Raw genomic sequence first — 14,699 nt, 5'->3', positions numbered from 1 at the left:
GAGCGGGGCGTTCCACGCCTTGTCTGCACTCAGGATGCCCTTATCTAGAGTCTTATCATTCGGTCACAGGCACTCTCTGCAAAGTGAAGGGAACCACAAGGGCTTTCCGACATTTGGTTGTTCAAGAGACAAACGTGCAGCCACACCGGCTCCGGGGCTAGGAATACCATGCGTGAGAATCAATCCGACGTCTTCGATCTGTTTTCCGAGGTTTACAAGAATGCGGCGCAGGAGGAGATAAGCCTCCAGCAATATCTGCTTGCCTGCCGCGAGGACAAGTCGATGTACGCCTCGGCGCCCGAGCGGATGGTCGAGGCGATTGGCGAGCCGACCTTTGTCGATACCAGCAAGGACGAGCGGCTTGGCCGTATTTTTTCGAACCGGACGATCAAGATCTATCCGACCTTCGCCGACTTTTACGGCATGGAGGATACGATCGAGCGTATCGCCGGTTATTTCCGCTATGCCTCGCAAGGGCTCGAGGAACGCAAGCAGATACTCTATCTCCTCGGCCCGGTCGGCGGCGGCAAGTCCTCGCTTGCGGAGCAGCTGAAAAGGCTGATGGAGCAGCGTCCGATCTATACGCTGAAGGTCGGCGGCCAGGTCAGCCCGGTGTTCGAATCGCCGCTCGGGCTGTTCGACCCCGACCGCATGGGCGACCTTTTGGAGGATAAATACGGCATCGCCCGGCGGCGGCTGAACGGCCTGATCTCGCCCTGGGCGGCCAAGCGCCTCGACGAATTGTCCGGCGACATCTCCAAATTCAGCGTCGTCAAGCTGATGCCGTCCAGGCTTCGCCAGATCGGCATCGCCAAGACCGAGCCGGGCGATGAGAACAACCAGGACGTTTCGGCCCTGGTCGGCAAGGTCGACATCAGGCAGCTGGAAAACTTCAGCCAGTCCGATCCGGATGCCTATTCCTATAGCGGCGGCCTGAACCGGACCACGCAAGGACTGCTCGAATTCGTCGAGATGTTCAAGGCGCCGATCAAGGTGCTGCATCCGCTGCTGACCGCGACCCAGGAAGGCAGCTACAACGGCACCGAGAATTTCGGCGCTTTCCCCTATCAGGGCATCATCGTTGCCCATTCCAACGAATCGGAATGGCTGCAATTCAAGAACAACAAGAACAACGAGGCGTTCCTCGACCGTATCCTGGTGGTCAAGGTGCCGTATTGCCTGCGGGTCACCGAAGAGCGGCAGATCTACGAGAAGCTGTTGCGCGAAAGCGAATTGGCCTCCAGCCCCTGCGCTCCGGAAGTGCTCGATATCCTCAGCCGGTTCACCGTTTCGACCCGCCTGGCCGAACACGACAATTCGCCGCTCTACACCAAGATGCGCGTCTATGACGGCGAGAACCTCAAGGAAACCGATCCCAAGGCGAAGTCGGTCCAGGAGTACCGAAACGCGGCCGGTGTCGATGAAGGCATGACCGGCGTCAGCACCCGCTTCGCCTTCAAGATCCTGTCGCAGACCTTCAACTACGACACCGAAGAGGTGGCCGCCGATCCGGTGCATCTGATGTACATCCTGGAAGAGGCGATCAAGCGCGAGCAGTTCCCGAAGGAAACAGAGGCGGACTATCTCGATTTCATAAAGTCGGAGCTGGCGACCCGTTATGCCGAGTTCATCGGACACGAGATCCAGAAGGCTTATCTGGAATCCTATAGCGAATACGGCCAGAACCTGTTCGACCGCTACATCGCCTATGCCGATGCCTGGATCGAGGATCAGGACTACAAGGATACCGATACCGGCCAGATCCTCAATCGCGAGGTTCTGGACAACGAACTGTCGCAGGTCGAAAAGCCGGCCGGCATCGCCAATCCCAAGGACTTCCGCAACGAAGTGGTGAAGTTCACGCTGCGCGCGCGGGCCAGAAACCATGGCCGCAACCCATCATGGACAAGCTACGAAAAGCTGCGCGAAGTCATCGAGAAGCGGATGTTCGGGCAGGTCGAAGATCTGCTGCCGGTGATCAGCTTCGGCTCCAAGCAGGACAGCGTGACGGAGAAGCGGCATACCGAATTCGTGCAGCGGATGATCCAGCGCGGCTACACCGAGCGCCAGGTCCGCCGGCTGGTGGACTGGTACATGCGGGTGAACAAGGCGGGTTGAAGCCAGCCCGGGGTAACATATGCCGATCTTCATCGATCGCCGACTGAACCCGAAGGACAAAAGCCTCGGCAACCGGCAGCGTTTCCTGCGGCGGGCGCGCGAAGAGTTGAAGCGCACCATCCGCGATCAGATCCGCACCGGCAAGATCGCCGACGTGGACGCCGAGCATGCCGTTTCGATGCCGGCGCGAGGCACCGGCGAGCCGAGCTTCAAGGATGCCCGGAACAGCGGCAGCCGCCAGCACGTCCTGCCCGGCAACAAGCATTTTGCCCGAGGCGACCGGCTGCCTAAACCCGGCCAGGGCGGCGGCATGGGATCCGCCCCGGGGAGAACCGAATCGGAGGACGATTTCCGTTTCGTGCTGTCGCGCGAGGAGGTGCTCGACCTCTTTTTCGAAGACCTCGAACTGCCTGATATGGTCAAGCTCAACCTCAAGGAGATCCTCGCCTTCAAGCCGCGCCGGGCCGGCTTCGCCGCGACCGGCTCGCCGACCAACATCAATGTCGGGCGCACGATGCGCAACAGCCATGGCCGCCGCATAGCGCTCAGGCGCCCCAAGCAGGAGGCGGTCGACGCTGTCGCGCAGGAGATCGCGACGCTGGAGACGAAGCCGCAAAACGCCGAGATGCGGCAGCGCATCGTGGCGCTGCAGGAAGAGCTTGAGCGGCTGGAGCGCCGCCGCAAGCGGATCGCCTTTGTCGATCCGGTCGATATCCGCTTCAACCGCTTCGACGCCCAGCCGGTGCCGAACGCCAATGCGGTGATGTTCTGCCTGATGGACGTGTCCGGTTCGATGGGCGAACGCGAGAAAGATCTGGCCAAGCGCTTCTTCGTGCTGCTGCACCTGTTCCTGAAACGGCGCTATGACCGCACCGAGGTCGTCTTCATTCGCCACACGCACGAGGCGCAGGAGGTGGACGAGGAAACCTTCTTCTACAACACTCAGAGCGGCGGCACGGTGGTTTCCACGGCGCTCGAGGAGATGCACCGCATCGTCGAGCAACGCTATCCCAGCCGCGAATGGAACATCTATGTCGCCCAGGCCTCGGACGGCGACAATTTCGTCACCGATTCCGAGCGCTGCATCGCCTTGCTCGACGAACAGATCATGCGGCTTTGCCAGTATTTCGCCTATGTCGAGATCCTCGACGAGCGTGAGAGCCACATCTTCGGCGCCACCGACAACGGCACGTCGCTGTGGCGTGCCTACAGTGCGGTCAAGCTGAGGTGGTCGAACTTCCAGATGAGCCGCATCGCCACGGCGGCCGACATCTACCCGGTTTTCCGCCAGCTCTTCGCCAGACAGCCGGGTTATCAAAAGAGCGCTGAAAGAGGGGGCTGATGGCGAGCAAATCCGGGTTGCTGTTTTCCGGTTCCGACTGGGATTTCAGGACGCTGTCGCGTGCCTACGAGACCATCGAGGCGGTCGCCACGGAAGAGCTCCACCTCGACGTCTATCCGGTGCAGATGGAGATCATCTCCTCAGAACAGATGCTCGACGCCTATTCCTCTGTCGGCATGCCGCTGATGTACCGCCACTGGTCGTTCGGCAAGCACTACCTCTACCAGGAATTGCTCTACCGCAAAGGCGGACGGGGGCTCGCCTATGAACTCGTCATCAATTCCAATCCCTGCATCGTCTATCTGATGGAAGAAAACACCATGGCCCTGCAGGCCCTGGTGACGGCGCACGCGGCACTCGGCCATAACCATTTCTTCAAGAATAATTATCTGTTCCAGCAGTGGACTGACGCCAGCGCTATCCTCAGTTATCTGGACTTCGCCAAGGGCTACATTGCCCGCTGTGAGGAGCGGCATGGCGTCGATGCGGTGGAAGAGATCCTCGATGCCGCACATGCGCTGATGGAACAGGGCGTGTTCAGATATCACCGGCCGCCGAAACTGTCGTCGGAAAAGCAGCGCGAGGGCGTTCGCGAGCGCCTGGAATACGAGGAGCGTTCCTACAATGACCTATGGCGCACGCTGCCGCCTTCGAAGGACGGCACCAAGCCCCGCGAGACGGATACAATGGCGGAGCGCAGGAAATCGCTCAAGCTGCCCGAGGAAAACCTGCTTTATTTCCTGGAGAAGAACAGCCTGATCCTGGAACCCTGGCAGCGTGAGGTCATCCGGATTGTCCGCGTCATCGCGCAGTATTTCTATCCGCAGCGCCAAACGCAGGTGATGAACGAGGGCTGCGCCACCTTCGTGCATTACACGCTGATGAACCTTTTGTTCGACCGCGGCCTGATCGGCGAAGGCGCCATGCTGGAAGTGCTGCGCAACCATTCGAACGTGATCTTCCAGCCGGGCTTCGACGATCCGCGCTTTTCCGGCATCAACCCTTACGCGCTGGGCCTCGACATGATGCAGGACATCCAGCGCATCTCGACCGCGCCGACCGCCGAGGACCGCGACTGGTTTCCCGATATCGCCGGCAATGGCGACTGGCGCCAGACCCTGCTGGACGCCTGGGCCAACCATCGCGACGAGTCCTTCATCCGCCAGTATCTGAGCCCCACCCTGATCCGGAAATGGCGGTTCTTTGTGCTTGCCGATGCGGCCAACGATCCGCACTACGAAGTCGCCTCGATACACAATGAGCGCGGCTACGAGAGCATCCGCGCCGCACTCGCCCACAGCTACGACATCGGCGCCAGCCGGCCGGACATCCAGGTGGTGGACGTGGACCTGCTCGGCGATCGGCATCTGCGCCTGCAGCATAAGGTCAAGGACGGCATAGTGCTGGAAGGCGGCAGCCGCGACGCCACGCTGCGCCATATCCGCAAGCTCTGGGGCTACGAGGTCAGCATGGCTGCGGTCGACGCACAGACCGGCGCCACAGTCCACGAACGGTCGACCAGCCAGATCGGGGAATGACCGAACCGGACTTGCCGGCGAAGTCGGGTGTCGTTGCCTTTACCGGATCACCAACCACCCTAAGTACGCGCGCGCCACGAGGGCATCATTCAGGGAGCAGGAACATGCGCGCATTGATGATCGCCACCGTCCTTCTGGTCGCTGTCACGATGGCGCTCTCACTTGCGCACGCACTGGAATTGCCCGGCAAGTTGCGCCTCAAGGAGGCCACCTACAGATCAGTGCAGGCGATCTATTATCCCGGCTTCACGATCGGCGGCTTTGCCGAGATCGGCGGCATCATTGCCCTCGCCATCATGCTCTACCTGACGCCTTATCCAAGCGCTCGATTCTGGTGGACCTTGGCGGCGCTCGCCTTCCTGCTGGCGGAACATGCGACCTATTGGTTGATCACGCATCCCGTCAATAATTTCTGGGTGCAAGACGTTGCCATGCCGCAATCAGCCGCGACCTTTTTTTCAATGTTCTCTCGAAAGCAGACCGGCGACTGGAGAGACTTGCACAACGTCTGGGAGGCTTCGCATGTCGCCAGGGCAGGCCTGGCGATGCTGAGCCTCGTCTCAATTGCTGTCGCCGCGACATTTTTTGCTGAATGGCGCCAGGGATCAAGACGGCCCTCGTCCGCCAACTTGCCGCCACGAACGCTGCATCCGTCAGATCAGGGAACGGAACCGGCGTACTATCTTAACGTCAAGCGATCCTGCCGTTTCAGCGGTCGGTGCGATGCTTGTTGTGGGCGCTTTCCTGGTGCTCGCCGCGGATGATGTTGCGGTCGTCGGGATCGGCAATGTCCTTCGGGTCCGATCTGAGCTCGGCACCGCGCCGGAACGCCTCGCGCTCTTGCCTGGTCTTTTTCAAATCCGCTTCCGCGTCGAAATCCTTGCCGGCGTTTTTCGTGTTCTCGCGCTCTTCGATGACGCGCAATTGCTGCTCATGAGTCTTTTTTCCGGCCATCGGTGACCTCCTTCTTTTGATTTTCCACTTTCCCAGGGTCCAAATTCGCTACAGCCCGAAAGGATAGGTCTCGGGAAGGCCTGTCCCCGCATGTTCCGGCCCAAGCGGCGTCACGGCACTGGTTTCATCGAACCAGACGAAAGCATCGAACTGGCGGGCGAGCGAGGCGTCCGCATAATGGCTGTGGAGCTCGGTTTCGGGCCGGTAGATGACGCCGATAAAGCGTTCCAGCCGGCGCTCCAGAAGCCGTTCGCGCAGCGTGTCGTCGCGATCGAAATCGAGCAGGAAAGGCGAGACGCCGCTGTCGTGGCAAAGCCGCTCATAGCTGTCGTTGTGGGAAGGCCGAACCGGTTTCACTTCCATGTCGCCGTCCCAGTCGGTGGCGGCGGCCACCGTCCCGGAATGCGTACTGAGCCCGATCAAGGCAACCTCGTCGCCAAAACGCTGGCGGCAGAGCTGGCCGATATTCAGTTCGTCCCTGACGATCCCCATTTCGGTATAGCGGGCATCGCCGATATGGGAATTATGTGCCCACACCACCGCCTTGGCGTTCGGGCCGCGGGCCTGCAGCAGGTGCTCCAGCGTTTCGAACATATGGGTTTCGCGCAGGTTCCAGGATTGCGCGCCGCCGTAATACATGGTGCGGTAATAGCGCTCGGCGGAGGCGACCAGACGGGCATTCTGGCTCGCGTCGAGGAAATCGATGCCGTCCTGCTGCGCGTAGTCGAGCTCTCTGGAAAGCAGTTCCCGGCATTGCTCGAGCACGGCCTTCTCGCATTTCTGGTAACCGGAGGTGAGTGCGACACGGCCATAGGTGGCCGGGTCGTTCTGCCACGGCGTCAGGCAGCCATAGCGTTCGCGCGCGATCCTCGCCGCCTGCGGATCGACCCGGTCGAGATATTGCAGGACCGCCGCAATCGATCCACCCATATTGTAGATGTCGAGGCCATAGAACCCGGCCCGCCGGGAGGATAGCCTGATCCGCTCATTATGCTGTCGCATCCAGTCGACGAACTCGGCGACGTCGGTGTTGCGCCACATCCAGGTGGGAAAGCGCTGGAACGGCGGATCTGCGCCAGGCCGCGGCGGCCGATGGCGGACGTAGCGGTCGATCGCCGCGGCATCGGGCCAGTCGGCCTCGACCGCGACGATGGTGAAGCCATGCTTCTCGATCAGCCTGCGAGTGATCGCGGCGCGCGCACGGTAGAACTCCGACGTGCCGTGGCTGGCTTCGCCGAGCAAGACGACGCGGCGGTCGGCAAACCGGTCGAACAGCGCACCGAAGGCCGGATCGTCGAAATCCGGAAGCGGTTCGGCGGCGGCCGCGATCATCTGCGGCAGGCTGCTCCTGCGCTGATGCCGGTGCGGAAGATCGGCCGCTATCTGGCTGTCGCTGCCTGGCTCGCCCCAGCCTTGCTCGCCGATCAGCGGAACAAACCGCACGCCGCCGAAATCCTCCTCAGTGTAGGTTGCGGCGCCGGTACGGGTGACCTTGAGCAGGCGCTGCGAGTCGAATTCATCGCCGACCGGGATGACAAGCCGGCCAGCGACGTCGAGCTGTTCCTGCAGAGCGAGCGGTGCGCCGGGTCCGGCGGCCGCAACCAGGATCGCATCGAAGGGTGCCGCCTCGGGCCAGCCTTTGGTGCCGTCGCCGGTGCGGACTTCGATATTGTCGTAGCCAAGCTTTTTGAACCGCTGCCTTGCCGTTTCAGCCAACGCGGCGTGGCGCTCGATCGTGTAGACGCGTTCCACGATCCGGCTCATTACGGCAGCCGCATAGCCCGAGCCGGTGCCAACCTCGAGGACGTGGTCGCCGGCTCCGACCTCGGCCATTTCGATCATGAACGCAACGATGTAGGGCTGCGATATCGTCTGACCTTCGGCGATCGGCAGCGGCCCGTCCTCATAGGCGAATTCTTCAAAGCCAGGATCGACGAAAGCCTCGCGCGGGACCTCGCGCATCGCCTGAAGGACATTGCGGTCGCGAATGCCACGGCGGCTCAAGTGGATGTCGACCATTTGGTTGCGGGCATGGGAGAGATCGAGCATCTTTTTGCTCCTCCTATGGGCCTCCGCTACAATCGCCCAAGCTGCTCAACGCCACCTCGGCCGGCTCGTATCTCAGGGCCTCGGCAGTCCCTTTGGATCCAAGCAATGCGGTGCATCTCCCTAACCGTTGGCAAGCCCCGAGGTTCCCCAAAAGACCGACCCGCTTTTGTCCGGCGAGGCGGGTTGCAGGATCGGCAATCGCTAGCCACGCCGCCCAAACTTATTTCAAGGCAAATCCTTTCTCCGACGCGACGCCACTCCAGATAACGACGGACGAGGGTATTCCGGAGGCATTTCCATGAACGACGAGGTCCGCACCGCTGCGCACACGACCGGCCTTGACCAGATCGATCTGATGGACCGCTACTGGCGCGCCGCGAACTACATCTCGGTTGGCCAGATCTACCTGCTCGACAATCCGCTCTTGCGCGAGCCCTTGCGGCCCGAGCACATCAAGCCGCGGCTGCTCGGCCATTGGGGCACGACGCCCGGCCTCAATTTCATCTATGTGCATTTAAACCGGATTATCCGTGAACGTGGTCTCGATGTCCTGTTCATCTGCGGCCCGGGTCACGGCGGCCCGGCAATGGTCGCGAACAGCTGGCTCGAGGGCACCTACAGCGAAATCTATCCCGAGGTCGGCGGGGACGAAGACGGCCTGCGAAAGCTGTTCCGGCAGTTCTCGTTTCCCGGCGGAGTGCCGAGCCACGCGGCTCCGGAGACACCCGGCTCGATCCACGAAGGCGGAGAGCTCGGCTATGCGCTGGTCCATGCCTTCGGCGCCGCCTTCGACAATCCGAACCTTGTGGTTGCCTGCGTCGTCGGCGACGGCGAAGCCGAGACCGGCCCGCTCGCCGCGGCCTGGCATTCCAACAAGTTCCTGAACCCTGCATCCGACGGTGCCGTCCTGCCGATCCTGCATCTCAACGGCTACAAGATCGCCAGCCCGACGATCCTCGGCCGCATGGAAGACGAGGCGTTGCGCAGCCTGTTCCTCGGCTATGGCTACGAAACCTTTTTCGTGGAAGGCCATGAGCCTGCCCCGATGCATCGGGAGATGGCCCGCACGCTCGATACCGTGCTCGACCGGATCCACTCCATCCAGGAGCCTGCAAGAACCGCGGGCTGGAAGGGAGAGCGGCCGCTGTGGCCGATGATCGTGCTGCGCAGCCCAAAGGGTTGGACCGGGCCGAAAGAGGTCGACGGCAAGAAGGTGGAGGATTTCTGGCGTTCGCATCAAGTGCCGGTGTCGAACGCACGTGGCGACGCGGCGCACCGGCAGATCCTCGAAGACTGGATGCGCAGCTACGAACCGAAGACGCTGTTCGACGAAGGCGGGCATCTCCTGGCGGAGCTCGCGGCGCTGGCACCCACAGGGTCAAGACGCATGGGTGCAATACCCTACGCCAATGGCGGCCTGCTGAAACAAGACCTCGTGCTTCCCGACTGGAAAGGCCTGGCGCTCGACGTACCGCGTCCGGGCGGCACTGTCGGGGAGGCGACGCGGACCGTGGGGAGCTATCTTCGCGATGTGATCCGCTTGAACGCCGAGGCCAGGAATTTCCGGCTGATGGGACCCGACGAGACGTCCTCCAACCGCCTGGACGACGTGTTCGAGGTCACGGATCGGATCTGGATGGAGCGGATCGAGCCTTACGACGTCCATCTTTCCCGCGACGGCCGCGTCATGGAAGTGCTCAGCGAGCATCTTTGCCAAGGCTGGCTGGAGGGCTATCTGCTGACCGGCCGCCACGGCCTGTTCTCGTGCTACGAGGCGTTCGTCCACATCGTCGATTCCATGGTCAACCAGCACGCCAAATGGCTGAAGACCTCCGGCGAACTTGCCTGGCGCAAGCCGATCGCCTCGCTCAACTACCTGCTGACCTCGCATGTCTGGCGACAGGATCACAACGGCTTCAGCCATCAGGACCCGGGCTTTGCCGATTTCGTCGCCAACAAGAAGGCCGACACGGTCAGGCTCTATTTCCCGCCCGACGCCAACACGCTGCTGTGGATCACCGACCATTGCCTGAAAACCTACAACCGCATCAACGTCATCGTCGCCGGCAAGCAGCCGGCGCCGCAATGGCTGTCCGCCGAAGACGCGGAAGCACACTGCAAGGCCGGCGCCGGCATCTGGGAATGGGCCGGGACGGTTGCCAAGGACGAAGATCCGGATGTGGTCCTGGCCTGCGCCGGCGACGTGCCGACGCTGGAGACGCTGGCTGCAGCCGATATCCTGCGCTCGGGCATTCCGGACCTGAATATCCGCGTCGTCAATGTCGTCGACCTGATGATTTTGCAGTCGAATTCCGAGCATCCGCATGGCTTTGCCGATGACAGGTTCGACGCGCTGTTCACCAGGGCCAAGCCGGTCATCTTCGCCTATCACGGCTATCCCTATCTCATTCACCGTCTGACTTACCGGCGCGCCAACCACGACAACATGCATGTGCACGGCTTTCGCGAGGAAGGCACGACGACGACGCCGTTCGATATGGTGGTGGTCAACCAGCTCGACCGCTATCATCTGGCGCTCGCCGCGATCGCGCGTGTGCCGGGGCTGGCCGAGCGGGCGAAGGATCTTGCCGCGGCGTTGCACGGGAAATTGGCTGAGCACACGGCCTATGTCCGCGAACATGGCGAGGACATGCCCGAGATCCAGAAATGGTCCTGGCCGCAGGACGGCGCGACGAGGGCCGGCGATTGATGCGACGATCGATCCTCGCGCTGAATGCCGGCTCTTCCAGCATCAAGTTCGGGCTTTACGATCTTGGAGTGTCCGCCGAGCTGGATCTTGCCTCGCGCGGTTCGCTGGATTTGGGCGATGCGCCAAGGCTGACCGCAAAAGCCGCCGATGGGGCGGTGCAGTGCGATCGGCCACTTGCAGCAGACGCATCGCCCGATTTAGGCATCGGCCAGATGCTGCAATGGATCGAGAACGAACTTGGCGGAAGGAAACTCATCACCGCCGGCCATCGCATCGTCCATGGCGGCCGCGACTTCGTCGAACCTGTCCGCCTGACGCCGACAATTGTCGAGGCTCTCGACAGGCTGACGCCGCTTGCGCCACTGCACCACCCGCGCAGCCTCGCGCCGATCCGGGCGCTTGCCGCGTTGCGGCCCGACCTGCCGCAGGTCGGATGCTTCGACACCGCCTTCCATCGGACCATCGAGCCTCTGGTCAGCCGTTTCGCGCTGCCGCGCCGCTATGAGGCAGACGGCATCCACCGCTACGGCTTTCACGGGCTTTCCTACGAATATGTCGCCGGCCGGCTCAAGCAGATATCGCCCGATCTGGCGGCGAAAAGAACCATCGTCGCCCATCTCGGCAACGGGGCGAGCCTGTGCGCCATGCGCGCCGGGCGCAGCGTCGATACGACGATGGGCTTTTCGGCGCTTGACGGCCTGGTCATGGGCACGCGCTGTGGCGCCATCGATCCGGGCGTGCTTTTGTACCTGCTGCTGGAAAGAGGCTTTTCGGGAGAGGCACTGCAGCACATGCTCTATGAGGAATCCGGGCTGCTCGGCGTGTCCGGTATTTCCGGCGACATGCGCTCGCTGGAAGCCAGCGACGACGGCCGGGCCCGCGAAGCGGTGGAGCTTTTCGCCTTCCGCGCCGCCAGGGAAGTTGCCGCCCTCGCCAACACGCTGGGTGGCCTCGAATGCCTGGTGTTCACCGCCGGCATCGGCGAGCACTCGGCCACGGCCCGTAAAGCGATTTGCGACAGGCTTGACTGGCTCGGCGTGGCGATCGACGAGGCCGCCAACAGCTCTCATGCCGCGCTGATGAGCCAGGCGGAGAGCAAGGTGGAAGTCCGCGTCGTGGCGACCGACGAAGAAGGTGTCATCGCCCGCCACACGCGCAAGGTGATGGAGGGGCCCGGCTGAGGCGGATGGCCTCGAATGGCGGCGCTTGCTCGACCGGCTACGTCGCGAGGGCGGCCGATCTGTTGAACACGATGGTCACCCGCGTTCCTTTGCCGGGGGCAGAATCCACCTCGAACCGGGCTTTGGCATTTTTCGGTCAGCGATTGAGCGATCAGTGCTCCGAGCTTGCCGGGTTTCGGCCAGGTCTCGCCTTCGCTCGGTTTTTTCGGCTCGGCGGACATTCCAAGCTTTCGATGTTTTGGGTGGGACCATGATCAATATCAGGTCGCTCGCCAACTGCGAAGGCCGCTCATTGCCACCACGCGGCCAGGCATGGCGGAGAGCCGAGATCGTGGTTGAGAAGCGGCTGAAGGCTCAGCTCGACTGGCTCTGCTCGACCAGATGGTATTTGTACCGGTCGCGAATATGCTCGTTGAAGAACCGGCCCTTTGACGAGGCTTTGCGGAATGCCGCGTGGACCTGCGGCGGCACGTCCTCGTAATCATAGCGGTTTCCGCTCGGGACGAACCATACGGAGAGGATCCTCGTCGCCGGTTGGTAATCGATGCTTCTGATCGCAGTTGAAGGCATCCTCGACAGGTCCAATGCTCGGCAGTGCTCCATTCCATATCGTCATGTGAATAACCCTGCACGGAGAGCGAGGTTCCTTGCTGCCGAAGCAGCCTTGCCGCTACGGGCCGGCTTCACCAAATACGGTTGATGCCATCGCCCAAGACATCGGCTGCAGCCCGCCAGGGCGATCTCTTTGCCGCCGCCGACGACCTGCCGGAAGGATTCCGCTACCGGCCCGAACTGATCACGCCGGACGAAGAAGCAGCGTTGGCGAGCCAGCTCGCAAGCCTGCCTTTTCAGGCCTTCGACTTTCACGGCCATCTGGCAAACCGGCGGGTGGTCGGTTTTGGGCTGCGTTATGATTACGACCGGCGCGAAGTCGTCGAGGCACCGCCGATACCCGGCTTTCTGCTGCCGCTCAGGGAAAAGGTTGCAGCCTTCGCCCGCCTGCCCGCCGAGACCTTCGTGCAGGTGCTGATCAACGAGTACCGGCCGGGCGCCGGTATCGGCTGGCACCGCGACAAGCCTCATTTCGAGGCCGTCGCCGGTGTTTCCCTGCTGGCCGCCTGCAGCTTTCGCCTGCGGCGGAAAAACGGCACGCGATGGGACCGCAAGACGGTCACCGTCGAGCCAAGATCGGCCTATCTGATGACGGGCGCCGCGCGCAGCGAATGGGAGCACAGCATTCCGCCGGTTGCGGAGCACCGCTATTCGATCACCTTGCGCACGCTGCGGCCGCAACGCGCTTAAAGCAGAGCGGTGAGGAAGCCCGAGCACTGCCCTAAGAACTGGGCTGAAACAAATTCATCCGTCGCCATGCCGGCCGGCAAAGTCCGCCAGCATGGCGCGCTGGCCTTTCAGGATCTTGAGGTTGGCTTCAGGCAGGGAGAACCAGCCCGCTTTGTCGACTTCGGCAAATTCCTTCATCGAGCCGGACCTTGGCGGCCATTCCATGGCGAAGGTGTTGCTGCTGATGGCGTCGCTGTCGAAATCCGCCTCGACGCACCATGCGATGACGAGCTTGCCGCCCGGCTGCCTGTAGCTGCCAAGGCTTTCGAAATCCCCGTCGATGGCAAGACCGAGTTCCTCTTCGGCCTCGCGTTTTGCTGCCGCCAGCTCGTCCTCGTTCTCGTCGACCAAGCCCTTCGGGATCGACCATGCGCCGTCGTCCTTCTTCGCCCAGAATGGGCCGCCCGGATGCACCAGCAAGACCTGGAGATGTCCTTCCCTTCGGCGAAAGATGAGCAATCCTGCGCTGCGTTGGGCCATTCCGCTATTCCCCTGACGAAAATGAAACGAACGTCCGGGCCGGCATATGGAACAGCCTGCCATGGCGGAACGATTTCCGCGCGCAGCCGTTCCGTCCGTTCGACAAATGAGTGATCGACATGGCGACGCCGCGAGCTGCCTGGAAGGGCTTTATGAAAGTCGGATCGGTTTCCTGTGGCGTCAAGATCATCGGTGCCGTCAGCGAGGCCGAGAAAGTGCATTTCAGGATCCTGAACCGCAAGGACGGTCTCCCGGTCAAGAGCGCCTATCTAGACGAGGAGACCGGCGATACGGTCGAGGCGGCGGAGCAGGTAAAAGGCTATGAGGTCGAAAAGGGTGAGTTCATCCATATAGAGCCGGACGAAATCAAGAAACTGAAGATGGTATCGCAGCATACGCTCGAGATCGGCGAGTTCGTGCCTGCCGCCGAAATCGACGCACGCTACCTCGAAAAACCCTACTATCTCGTTCCGGCCGACGCGCCCTCCACGGAGGCTTTCGCGGTGATCCGGGACGCCATGGCCAGGAAAAAGGTAGCAGCCCGCTCCTGCGTCGTGCTGTACCAGCGAGGCCGAGAGGTGCTGATCCAGCCGCTGGGCAAGGGCATGCTGATGACGGAATTACGCAACCACAATGAAGTGGTCGCGGCGGACGCGGTGTTCGAAGGGCTGAAGGCTCGCAAGGTCGATCCCGAGATGCTGGAAATCGCGCAATTGCTGATCGACAAGAAGCCGGCCAAATTCGACCCGTCGAAGTTCGACGATACTTATGAAAAGGCGCTGGTTGCAATGATCGAGGCCAAGCGCAAGGGCAAGAAACCGCCCAAGCCGGCACCTGAGCCCAAGACGAACGTCATCAATCTCGCCGATGTTCTGCGCAAAAGCCTGGCGCAGGAAGGCGGCAAGGCTCCCAGCAAAAAGCCGAGAACGGCCCCGAAACGCAAATCAGCCTGAATGTCCGAAAGCGGATCGAACGGAACCGAAAAC

12 protein-coding genes and 1 pseudogene are annotated in these 14,699 nt (G+C 61.9%); 8 read left to right on the top strand and 5 right to left on the bottom strand.

What is annotated here, in order from left to right; translation table 11 throughout:
- Positions 1-168: 168 nt before the first annotated feature.
- The 4 genes from NKI54_RS09805 to NKI54_RS09790 all read left to right on the top strand — a co-directional run bounded on the left by NKI54_RS09805 (position 169) and on the right by NKI54_RS09790 (position 5,762).
- Positions 169-2,118 (top strand): PrkA family serine protein kinase, encoded by a 1,950-nt coding sequence (locus NKI54_RS09805; protein ID WP_023677059.1) that lies wholly within the window; start codon positions 169-171, stop codon positions 2,116-2,118.
- Positions 2,119-2,137: 19 nt separating this feature from the next.
- Positions 2,138-3,460, top strand: coding sequence for a YeaH/YhbH family protein (locus tag NKI54_RS09800; protein ID WP_023677060.1), 1,323 nt, complete (start codon positions 2,138-2,140; stop codon positions 3,458-3,460).
- Entirely contained in the window at positions 3,460-4,998 is a 1,539-nt protein-coding gene (locus NKI54_RS09795; protein WP_023677061.1) for a SpoVR family protein, read from the top strand. The genes NKI54_RS09800 and NKI54_RS09795 overlap by 1 nt, the downstream gene beginning before the upstream one ends.
- 104 nt (positions 4,999-5,102) lie before the next feature.
- Positions 5,103-5,762, top strand: a complete 660-nt coding sequence (locus NKI54_RS09790) for a DUF1772 domain-containing protein (RefSeq protein ID WP_352637319.1) — start codon at positions 5,103-5,105, stop codon at positions 5,760-5,762.
- Here NKI54_RS09790 and NKI54_RS09785 read toward each other — a convergent pair.
- Both NKI54_RS09785 and NKI54_RS09780 read right to left on the bottom strand, forming a co-directional pair.
- Positions 5,707-5,952, bottom strand: a complete 246-nt coding sequence (locus NKI54_RS09785) for a hypothetical protein (protein ID WP_023677063.1) — start codon at positions 5,950-5,952, stop codon at positions 5,707-5,709. The genes NKI54_RS09790 and NKI54_RS09785 overlap by 56 nt on opposite strands.
- Positions 5,953-6,000: 48 nt before the next feature.
- Positions 6,001-8,001, bottom strand: coding sequence for a protein-L-isoaspartate(D-aspartate) O-methyltransferase (locus NKI54_RS09780; RefSeq protein WP_352691345.1), 2,001 nt, complete (start codon positions 7,999-8,001; stop codon positions 6,001-6,003).
- 298 nt (positions 8,002-8,299) lie between these two features.
- Here NKI54_RS09780 and NKI54_RS09775 point away from each other — a divergent pair, with 298 nt between their 5' ends.
- A complete protein-coding gene (locus tag NKI54_RS09775; RefSeq protein WP_352637318.1) occupies positions 8,300-10,711 on the top strand; it encodes a phosphoketolase family protein in 2,412 nt (803 codons plus the stop codon).
- Positions 10,711-11,892 (top strand): acetate/propionate family kinase, encoded by a 1,182-nt coding sequence (locus tag NKI54_RS09770; RefSeq protein ID WP_352637317.1) that lies wholly within the window; start codon positions 10,711-10,713, stop codon positions 11,890-11,892. Before NKI54_RS09775 ends, NKI54_RS09770 begins: the two co-directional genes overlap by 1 nt.
- A gap of 37 nt (positions 11,893-11,929) precedes the next feature.
- On the opposite strand, the pseudogene NKI54_RS09765 reads toward NKI54_RS09770, so the two are convergent.
- Both NKI54_RS09765 and NKI54_RS09760 read right to left on the bottom strand, forming a co-directional pair.
- Positions 11,930-12,086 (bottom strand): annotated as a pseudogene (locus NKI54_RS09765) (histidine kinase); the annotation flags it as partial.
- A gap of 160 nt (positions 12,087-12,246) precedes the next feature.
- On the bottom strand, positions 12,247-12,462 hold the full coding sequence (locus NKI54_RS09760; RefSeq protein ID WP_352449552.1) for a KTSC domain-containing protein: 216 nt from the start codon (positions 12,460-12,462) through the stop codon (positions 12,247-12,249).
- Between the two features lie 129 nt (positions 12,463-12,591).
- Here NKI54_RS09760 and NKI54_RS09755 point away from each other — a divergent pair, with 129 nt between their 5' ends.
- Positions 12,592-13,194 carry an alpha-ketoglutarate-dependent dioxygenase AlkB gene (locus NKI54_RS09755; RefSeq protein ID WP_023677069.1) on the top strand — a complete coding sequence of 201 codons (603 nt, stop codon included), beginning with the start codon at positions 12,592-12,594 and terminating at the stop codon, positions 13,192-13,194.
- Positions 13,195-13,248: 54 nt separating this feature from the next.
- Here the strand turns inward: NKI54_RS09755 and NKI54_RS09750 are convergent, their stop codons facing one another.
- A complete protein-coding gene (locus NKI54_RS09750) occupies positions 13,249-13,713 on the bottom strand; it encodes an NUDIX hydrolase (protein WP_352637316.1) in 465 nt (154 codons plus the stop codon).
- 119 nt (positions 13,714-13,832) lie between these two features.
- Here NKI54_RS09750 and ku point away from each other — a divergent pair, with 119 nt between their 5' ends.
- Positions 13,833-14,666: a non-homologous end joining protein Ku gene (ku, locus tag NKI54_RS09745; protein WP_023677071.1), complete on the top strand. Its 834-nt coding sequence runs from the start codon at positions 13,833-13,835 to the stop codon at positions 14,664-14,666.
- Positions 14,667-14,699 lie beyond the last annotated feature (33 nt).

It is taken from the genome of Mesorhizobium sp. M0663 (genome assembly GCF_040320585.1).
In the GTDB taxonomy this organism is placed as follows: Bacteria; Pseudomonadota; Alphaproteobacteria; order Rhizobiales; family Rhizobiaceae; genus Mesorhizobium.
This window is presented reverse-complemented; position numbering and strand designations above follow the sequence as displayed.